The organism is Mycobacterium timonense, from assembly GCF_025821985.1.
Taxonomy (GTDB): Bacteria; Actinomycetota; Actinomycetes; order Mycobacteriales; family Mycobacteriaceae; genus Mycobacterium; species Mycobacterium avium.
In genome coordinates, this window is record NZ_JACKSY010000057.1 from 1 (window position 1) to 8,055 (window position 8,055).

Annotated in this window: 5 protein-coding genes and 1 pseudogene; 5 read left to right on the forward strand and 1 reads right to left on the reverse strand. The window is 63.4% G+C overall.

The genetic code is table 11. The features are described from left to right. The first annotated feature begins 190 nt into the window (after positions 1–190). From H7I87_RS15195 to H7I87_RS15205, 3 genes are all read left to right on the forward strand, one after another. Positions 191–472: a hypothetical protein gene (locus H7I87_RS15195; protein WP_196243716.1), complete on the forward strand. Its 282-nt coding sequence runs from the start codon at positions 191–193 to the stop codon at positions 470–472. Further along, positions 469–1,209, forward strand: coding sequence for a TatD family hydrolase (locus H7I87_RS15200; RefSeq protein ID WP_033727456.1), 741 nt, complete (start codon positions 469–471; stop codon positions 1,207–1,209). Before H7I87_RS15195 ends, H7I87_RS15200 begins: the two co-directional genes overlap by 4 nt. Positions 1,210–1,356: 147 nt before the next feature. After that, entirely contained in the window at positions 1,357–1,695 is a 339-nt protein-coding gene (locus tag H7I87_RS15205; protein WP_033727457.1) for a helix-turn-helix domain-containing protein, read from the forward strand. Here the strand turns inward: H7I87_RS15205 and H7I87_RS15210 are convergent. Then, positions 1,692–2,210 carry a hypothetical protein gene (locus tag H7I87_RS15210; protein ID WP_224125967.1) on the reverse strand — a complete coding sequence of 173 codons (519 nt, stop codon included), beginning with the start codon at positions 2,208–2,210 and terminating at the stop codon, positions 1,692–1,694. The two genes, H7I87_RS15205 and H7I87_RS15210, sit on opposite strands and share 4 nt — an antisense overlap. Before the next feature lie 257 nt (positions 2,211–2,467). Between H7I87_RS15210 and H7I87_RS15215 the strand changes: the two genes are divergently transcribed. Continuing rightward, on the forward strand, positions 2,468–5,878 hold the full coding sequence (locus H7I87_RS15215) for a DUF8742 domain-containing protein (RefSeq protein ID WP_033727447.1): 3,411 nt from the start codon (positions 2,468–2,470) through the stop codon (positions 5,876–5,878). Then, positions 5,878–7,938: pseudogene (locus tag H7I87_RS15220) on the forward strand (DUF1156 domain-containing protein); the annotation flags it as partial. The gene H7I87_RS15215 and the pseudogene H7I87_RS15220, both read left to right, overlap by 1 nt. Positions 7,939–8,055 lie beyond the last annotated feature (117 nt).

Below are 8,055 nucleotides of genomic sequence, written 5' to 3' on the forward strand. Positions count from 1 at the left end.
ACGTCAGTGACCAAAGTGCCGAAACCATTGCCCCCACAGCCGCTCTCACGGCATAGTGGCTACCACAGAGCCACACGCGGACACGCGACCGCTCTTACACCACTCCACGGGACGTGACCCCGCCCGTTATGCCGAGCGTGAGCAAGGCAATTGCGGATACTGCTTCCCGTGCCTCATCCGCCGCTCATCCATGGCTCGCGTCGGCTGGGACACCGCCGAAGGCTACGCGTGGGACGCTCTAAGCGGCGAGGGTCTCCTCGACCGCGATACACGCCGGGCCGCTGACCTCCGAGCGGTCATCAACTCGGTGTATGCAGACCGACCGGATCGCGACATCTTCCGCAACGGACCGATCCCGAACGGCGAACACCGCGAATTCCTGCGAGTGTGGCGTGCAGGCATCGAAGAACTCCGAGCGTGGTTCGAAGGAGCCTCCGGCGCCACGGCTGAGATCGTCGAGAGGTTGAAGTGAGCGCGGAACGTCTCCTCGACACGCATTGCCACGTGTCGGCCTATGCGGACCCAGTCGCGACGCTACGCGACGCCGACCAAGCCGGAGTCGCGGTCGTCGCGGTTACAGAGGATCCGGACGAGTATCGACGGCTCCGCACCCGGCTCGGCAGACGTGAGCACGTTGAGGTGGCACTCGGACTCCATCCGCTGCGCGCCGCGTCCTTCGGCCCGAACGACCTCGCCCGGTTCTTTCGACTTGTGCCGCAAACGAATTGGATCGGTGAAGTCGGGCTCGACTACTCCCGTGCGGGTGCCGCTACCGCCAAGGCCCAGCAACGCGTCTTCGACGTGGTACTCACCGAGGCTCAGCCCGGACGGCATCCGCTGACCGTCCACAGTCGCGGGGCTGAAGAGGACGTCGTTGAGCGTCTCGCTGCCGCCGGACTGCCCGCCGTCCTGCACTGGTACAGCGGCCCGCTGAACCTTATCGGTGAGGCCCTTCAAGCTGGCCTGTACTTCTCGATCAACGTCGCCATGACGCGCTCGCGAAAGTTCCCGTCGCTCATGCGGGAGATTCCCCAAGATCGGATCCTCCTGGAGACAGACGGGCCGTATGCGAAGGATCGCGGACGCCCCGCACGGCCGAACGGGTTGGAAGACGTGGCCACGGCACTCGGCTACTTCTGGGGGACAGACCTCGCCGCGACGACGAAGATCGTGCGCGCTAATCAGAAGCGGTTTCTGAATCGCTCGTAGCGGACCGCGCACCGATCACGTCTACCCGGGCATCAGCGCCGCCCGCCGTAGGCCCGCTCAGTCGACGGCGCTTAGCGGCTACCTCGACCGTGGCATTTATGTTACGATTTCTGCATCTACACCGCGCAGCCGAGAGAGGTGATCGCCATGAACGACGTGTTCAACACGTTGCTGGAACTCGAGGGTCGCGACCCCGAGTTCGCCCGCGCGTACGCCGCAGAGTCGGCACGGATCGAGGCGGTTGACTCCATCATCAACGCGCTCGACGCAGCACGGGGTGCGGAGAAGCTGAGCAAGGCGGCTCTGGCCCGCGCGATCGGCTCCGACCCGAGCACCGTGCGGCGTCTCCTGTCGTCTGAGTCGGTGAACCCGACGCTCAGCACCATCGCGGAGGTCGCTGCGGCGCTGGGCATGAAGGTGACTCTCACGCCAATGTCGGAGGACGAGCGCACCCGCATCACCGAACCCATGCGAGCCTGCGCCTAGCTCGCCCCCATCGCGGAGCGGATGTCGTCCTCGGTGACGAGCGACCTCGGGTTGCGCCCGAGATACTCATCTCCCAGTTCACGCACCTCGGCGTAGCGCGCGTCGGACAATATTGTTCGGTACGGCTTCGCGGCACCGTCGATCACCGTGAGGAGTGGCGAAGTCTTTCCCGCCGCGTCGTAGTCCAGAAGGCAGAACAGTCGGTAGTGCCACTTCCCGTTCGAGGTCTTCGAGGTGACGCGCGCCTCGAAGTAACCGGTCATGCCTCCGTGCATCGCCTCCCACTGCCCACCGCCAGCGAACCGCTTCGGCGGTGCTTTGGCTACAGCGGCGAGGGTCGCGAGGATTCGCGCCCGCACGTTCGTGGGAAATCCCAGTAGCGCGTCCAATCCGGGTGAATTCTGCGCCGTGTCGTCGTCGCGGTGCCGCTTGAAGAACACCACCTCGTGGGTGGCGTCTGATGACAGGGGCTCCACCTTCAGGCCATGGTCCCGCGGTGGTTTGCGGCGATTCACGTGTTCATCTCACCACGCTGTCGTTGATCGCCAAGTGACTCACCGAATCTCGTCCGAAGTGCGACGACGGACTGCAGCGGAGCTCCGCTCGACCAACGAATGCGGTCGGGCCGCTCGCAGATCGTCCACCGCTGCACTCGGGATATACGCACGCCTGGCGCCTAGTCAGCGCACCACGACCTCGTCAATCCGGTAAACGGCCCTCTCCTGTCGGACCCTTCGATTACCGTTATCTGGCTGTCGAATAGGAGGCCAACGTGCTGCTTGAAGAGCTCAAGGCGGGCCTTCGCATTGACGGGTTGATCCCCGCCGCGGTGGTTACCGTCATCGCTGCGCAGTGGCACGGCACTGATGCCCTTGAGCTGACCTACAAGGCCGCCAACGGCGCGCTCGGCCAGCAAGTCATCTTCCGCGCGGACCAACACAAGCTATCCGTCGCTCAGTCGGGTAGCCGAGCTTTCGACGCTCCCGCAGCCGACTTCAAGCTCGTCGCCGAGGCCCAACGCATCCAGCTGGCGGGCCTGTTCGATCCGATGCTGGCGGTCGCTACCAGCGATGTGCGCCCGCTGCCCCACCAAATCCGCGCGGTCTACGGTGAGCTGCTCCCCCGTACGCCGTTGCGGTTCCTGCTGGCCGACGACCCAGGTGCCGGCAAGACGATCATGGCCGGCCTTTACATCAAGGAGCTGATCCTCCGCGACGATGTGAAACAGTGCCTGATCGTCGCGCCCGGCGGGCTGGTCGAGCAGTGGCAGGACGAGCTGTTCTTCAAGTTCGGGCTGCGTTTCGACCTGCTGACCAACCAGCTCATCGACGCCAACGTCAACCTCAACGTCTTCGAGGCCAACCCGCTGCTGATCGCCCGCATGGACCAGCTGTCTCGCAACGAGGAGCTGCAAAAACAGCTCAAAGACACCGAGTGGGACCTGGTGATCGTCGATGAGGCCCACCGGATGGGTGCCCACTATTTCGGTGCAAAGCTGGAGAAGACCAAGCGCTTCCTGCTCGGCGAGCTGCTCGGTTCGATCACCCGCCACCTGCTGCTGATGACGGCCACACCGCACTCGGGAAAAGAAGAGGACTTCCAGCTGTTCCTGACGCTGCTGGACCGTGACCGTTTCGAGGGCAAGCACAAGAAAACCGCCGACACCAGCGGCATCATGCGGCGCATGGTCAAAGAAGAGCTGCTGACGTTCGAGGGCAAAAAGCTCTTCCCGGAGCGCATCGCCGAGACCGTGCCCTACGAGCTGACCGCGCTGGAATACGACCTTTACGAGCAGGTCACCTCCTATGTGCGGGAGGGCATGAACCGCGCAGACAGGGTCGGCGGCAAGCGGAAGAACACCGTCGGGTTCGCGCTCACCGTGCTGCAACGCCGGCTGGCGTCCAGCCCGGAGGCTATCTACCGCAGCCTGGTCCGCCGCACCGAACGGTTGGAACGCAAGAAGCAGGAGATCCTGAACGGGACCTACGTCGAGAAGGAGCCCAGCATCGATGTCGGCGCGCTGGATGCCGACGAGTACAACGCCGAGGAAATCGAGGACATCGAGGAAGAGTTGCTCGACGCCGCCACCGCGGCCCAGACCGTTGAGGAGCTCGACGCCGAGCTGCTCGAACTCGCCGAGCTGACGAAGGTCGCCAAGCAGGTTCGCGATGCGGGCACCGACCGCAAATGGACCGAGCTGAGCACGATCCTGCAGGACAACGCGCTCACCACCGACAAGGACGGAGTGCCGCGTAAGTTCATCATTTTCACCGAGCACCGCGACACCCTCGACTACCTGACCGCGCGTATCCGGTCGCTGTTGGGTAAACCCGATGCGGTGCAAGCGATTCACGGCGGCGTGCGGCGGCTGGAACGGCGCATCATCACCGAGGAATTCACCAAGAACCGCGGCTGCCAGATCCTGCTGGCCACCGACGCGGCCGGCGAGGGCCTGAACCTGCAGGCGGCGCACCTGATGGTCAACTACGACCTCCCCTGGAACCCCAACCGCATCGAGCAGCGCTTCGGCCGCATCCACCGCATCGGCCAGGAACACGTGTGCCGGTTGTGGAACCTGGTGGCTAGCAACACCCGCGAGGGTGAGGTGTTCGTCCGGCTGCTACTCAAGGTCGAAGAGCAACGAAAAGCCTATGGCGGCAAGGTGTTCGACGTGCTCGGTGAGGCGTTCAACGAAACCTCGCTGCGAGACCTGCTGCTGGAAGCGATCCGCTACGGCGATCGCGACGATGTGAAGGCCAAGATGCACGAGGTCATCGACGGCACGGTGTCCGAGGGTTTGAAGGAGCTGCTCGAAGAACGCTCCCTGGCTTCGGAGCATCTCGCCGAGGCCGACCTGGCCAAGTTGCGTGCGGCCATGGACGAGGCCCGGGCCCGTCGGTTGCAGCCGCACTACATCGAGCTGGCGTTCAAGGCGGCGTTCACCCGGCTGGGTGGGCGCATCGGCAAGCGCGAGCAGGCCCGCTATGAAATCGCCAACGTTCCGGCGCCGATCCGGGCCGGTAAGTTCGGGCCCATCGCCACCAAATACGACCGTGTGACCTTCGACCTCGATTACGTTCAACCCGACGGACTCGGCCGGGCCGACCTGCTGGCACCGGGCCACCCGCTGCACGACGCGGTGATGGACGAGGCGATCCGCCGCCACGGCGGTGTGCTCAACAGCGGCACCGTGTTGGTTTCATCGACGCTGGAGGAACCGCACCTGCTGGTCGGTGTGGTCGAGGAGGTCGCCGATGCGACCGGTACCACGGTGTCGCGTCGGTTCGGGTACGCCTACGTCGACAGCGTCGGCACCGTGACCGAAGCCGGCCCGGCGCCCTACCTCGACTGCGTGGCCGCACCGGACGTGCCGACCGTGACCGCAGCGCGGCAGCTGCCGTGGCTGGCCGAGGCCGAGGACCGGGCCATCAGCTGGATCATCACCAACGAACTGCCCGAGTATCTTTCCGAGGTCCAGCCCCGACGTGCAGCCGAACTGGCCAAGACTCGCGAGCTGGTCACCAAACGCCTTGAGTACGAAAGGGACCGGCTGCTTCTTGACGCGGCGGTCGCCGCCGAGAAGGAGCAGGCCGGTGAAAAGCCCAAAGAATCCGCCGAAAGCCTCAACCGTAAGGCCGTGGACCTCGACGCGCGACTGCGCGGGCGATTAGAGACGATCGAGCAGCAAGCTTTGATGTCGACTAAGCCGCCGCGGATCCTCACCGCGGCACTCGTGCTGCCGGTCGGAATGCTCGAAGGCGAGCTGTCGGCGTCGGCTCCGATCCACGCGAAAGAGACCAAGGACGTCGAACGCCGCGGAGTGGACCTGGTGCTTGCCCGCGAGCGGGCGCTTGGCCGCACACCGGTGGAACAGGCTTTCAACAACAAGGGGTTTGACATCCTGTCCTACGCGCCGAACGGCGATACATACCGCATCGAGGTCAAGGCCCGCATCGAGGGCGCAACCGACTTCTTCGTCACGCATAACGAGGTAATGGTCGGCAAGAACGCGGTGCCCCGTTACCGACTCGCACTGGTCAAGGTCGACTCACTCGGTCCGCAGCACGACGAGGTGCGGTATCTCGACAACCCGTTCGCGACAACCGATCTCGGTGATTTCGACTCGACCGGTATCCGAGGCGACTGGACAAAAATGTGGGCGAAGGGAGTGAATCCATTCTGATGACGGTCAGCGATGTGGCGACCACACCGGTTCGCAAACGCAAATTGATCGAGGTTGCGCTTCCGCTGGAGGCGATCAACCGAGAATCCGCGCGGGAGAAGTCGATTCGGCACGGCCACCCATCGACGCTCCACCTGTGGTGGGCGCGACGGCCGCTCGCCGCCGCCCGGGCCGTGCTCTTCGCCCAGCTGGTCGACGATCCATCGTCCCGGCCCGACGAATTTCCCACCGAAGAGTTGCAACGCAAGGAACGCGAAAGGTTGCACGCGCTGATCGAGCGGCTCGTGGTGTGGGAGAACACCCGCGACGAGAAGCTCCTTGCCGAAGCACACGCCGAGATTCTCAAATCAACCAATGGCAATCCGCCGCCGATCCTCGACCCGTTCGCGGGCGGCGGCACCATACCGCTTGAGGCTCAACGGCTCGGGCTCGAGGCACACGCCTCGGACCTGAATCCAGTTGCAGTGCTGATCAATAAGGCGCTCATCGAGATTCCGCCAAAGTTCCGGGACCAGCCGCCAGTCTTCCCGGGGCTCGCGGAATCGGAAATCCGGTCTTGGAAGGGAGCCGAAGGGCTCGCAGCGGACGTTCGCGCCTACGGGGCCTGGATGCGAGACGAAGCTGAGAAACGCATCGGTCACCTGTATCCGAAAACCACACTGCCGGATGGCTCTAAAGCAACTGTGATCGCCTGGATTTGGGCTCGCACCGTCACTTGCCAGAACCCAGCATGCGCTGCTCAAATTCCACTGGTCTCGTCGCTCGATCTGGGCAGGAAAAAAGGGCAGGAAACCTGGATCCATCCCCTCGCGAGTGATGGACACGTGACCTTTGAGATTGCTTCGGGCCCAAGGAAAGCTGAGCCCAACAAGCGGGGTCAAGGTGCGAGGTTCGACTGCTGGGTGTGCGGTGCTCCAGTAACACCGGAAGAGGTCCACGGTCAGCTTGACGTGAAAATTAAGCCACCATGCAAGTTGCTCGCGGTGGTTGCCGTTGGAAACAGGAGGCGAATCTACTTGCCTGCGACGTCCGCTGACGAGGCCCTCGCAGGCTCAGCGTCGACGGAAGCCGCCAAGTTGCGGGCCGATGAAGCCACTCTGAACGCGGAGGCGCGCGGTACATTCGGGGGGAATGCGCAGGGAAAGCGTTATGGCTTCTTCACTTTCGCTGATTACTTTACAGATCGACAACTTGTCGCGATGATGGCTTTCAGCAATCTAGTTGAGCAGGCACGCGAGAAAGTCCGCAACGAGGCGCTCGCGGCCGGCATGCCACCAGGCATTCCACTTGCGGATGAAGGTGGTGGGGCCGTTGCGTACGCCGACGCTGTCGCCACGTACCTCGGATTCGCAGTCAGCCGACTGTCAAATAAGTCGTCGTCAGTCTGTTCCTGGGATTCGAGTACCAAGATGGAGGCCGTGCGGAGCGTATTTGCGCGCCAGGCACTTCCGATGACGTGGGATTTTGCCGAGGCCAATCCTTTTGGCGGCTCTGGCGGAGATTTTCTCGAAGACACTGCGTGGGTGGCTCGCGTGATCGAGCGTGTTCCGTGCGCCGTCGCCGGGACTGCTAATCAAGCGGACGCGCGAATGGCGGTAACGGGATCCCACCGTCTAATCTCGACAGACCCGCCCTACTACGACAACATTGTGTACTCCGACCTCGCCGATTACTTCTACGTCTGGCTACGTCGGTCACTTCGCCCCGTCTACCCCAAGCTACTCTCCACGGTGTTGGTGCCGAAGGCGGAGGAACTCGTCGCCAATTCATACAGACATGGTGGAGACGAAGGTGCGCGGCGGTTCTTCGAGAATGGTTTTCGCTCCGTCTTTGCCGGGGCGCGGGGAGCGGCAATGTCTGATTACCCGATCACCGTTTGGTACGCCTTCAAACAGAGCGAATCGGACGACGACGGCAAAGCCTCGACTGGTTGGGAAACCTTGCTAGAGGGAATGATCCGCGCCGGCTGGGAGATAACGTCTACCTGGCCAAACCGGTCAGAATTAGGAAACCGGATGATCGCAAGCGGCACCAACGCTCTGGCGTCATCGATAGTCCTTAAGTTCGTAGGTGCAGTTACTTCGTGTTGTTACGTTGTGCTGTGACCCCGGGTGGGGCGGGTGAGGCTGCATCGCTCTTGCCGGCCTGATGGTGCGGCTTGAAAGGACTGGCCGCCC

Excerpts from the sequence above, each read along its gene's own strand:
- H7I87_RS15195 (WP_196243716.1), top strand. The coding sequence starts at position 191 with ATGGCTCGCGTCGGCTGGGACACCGCCGAAGGCTACGCGTGGGACGCT.
- H7I87_RS15205 (WP_033727457.1), top strand. The coding sequence starts at position 1,357 with ATGAACGACGTGTTCAACACGTTGCTGGAACTCGAGGGTCGCGACCCC.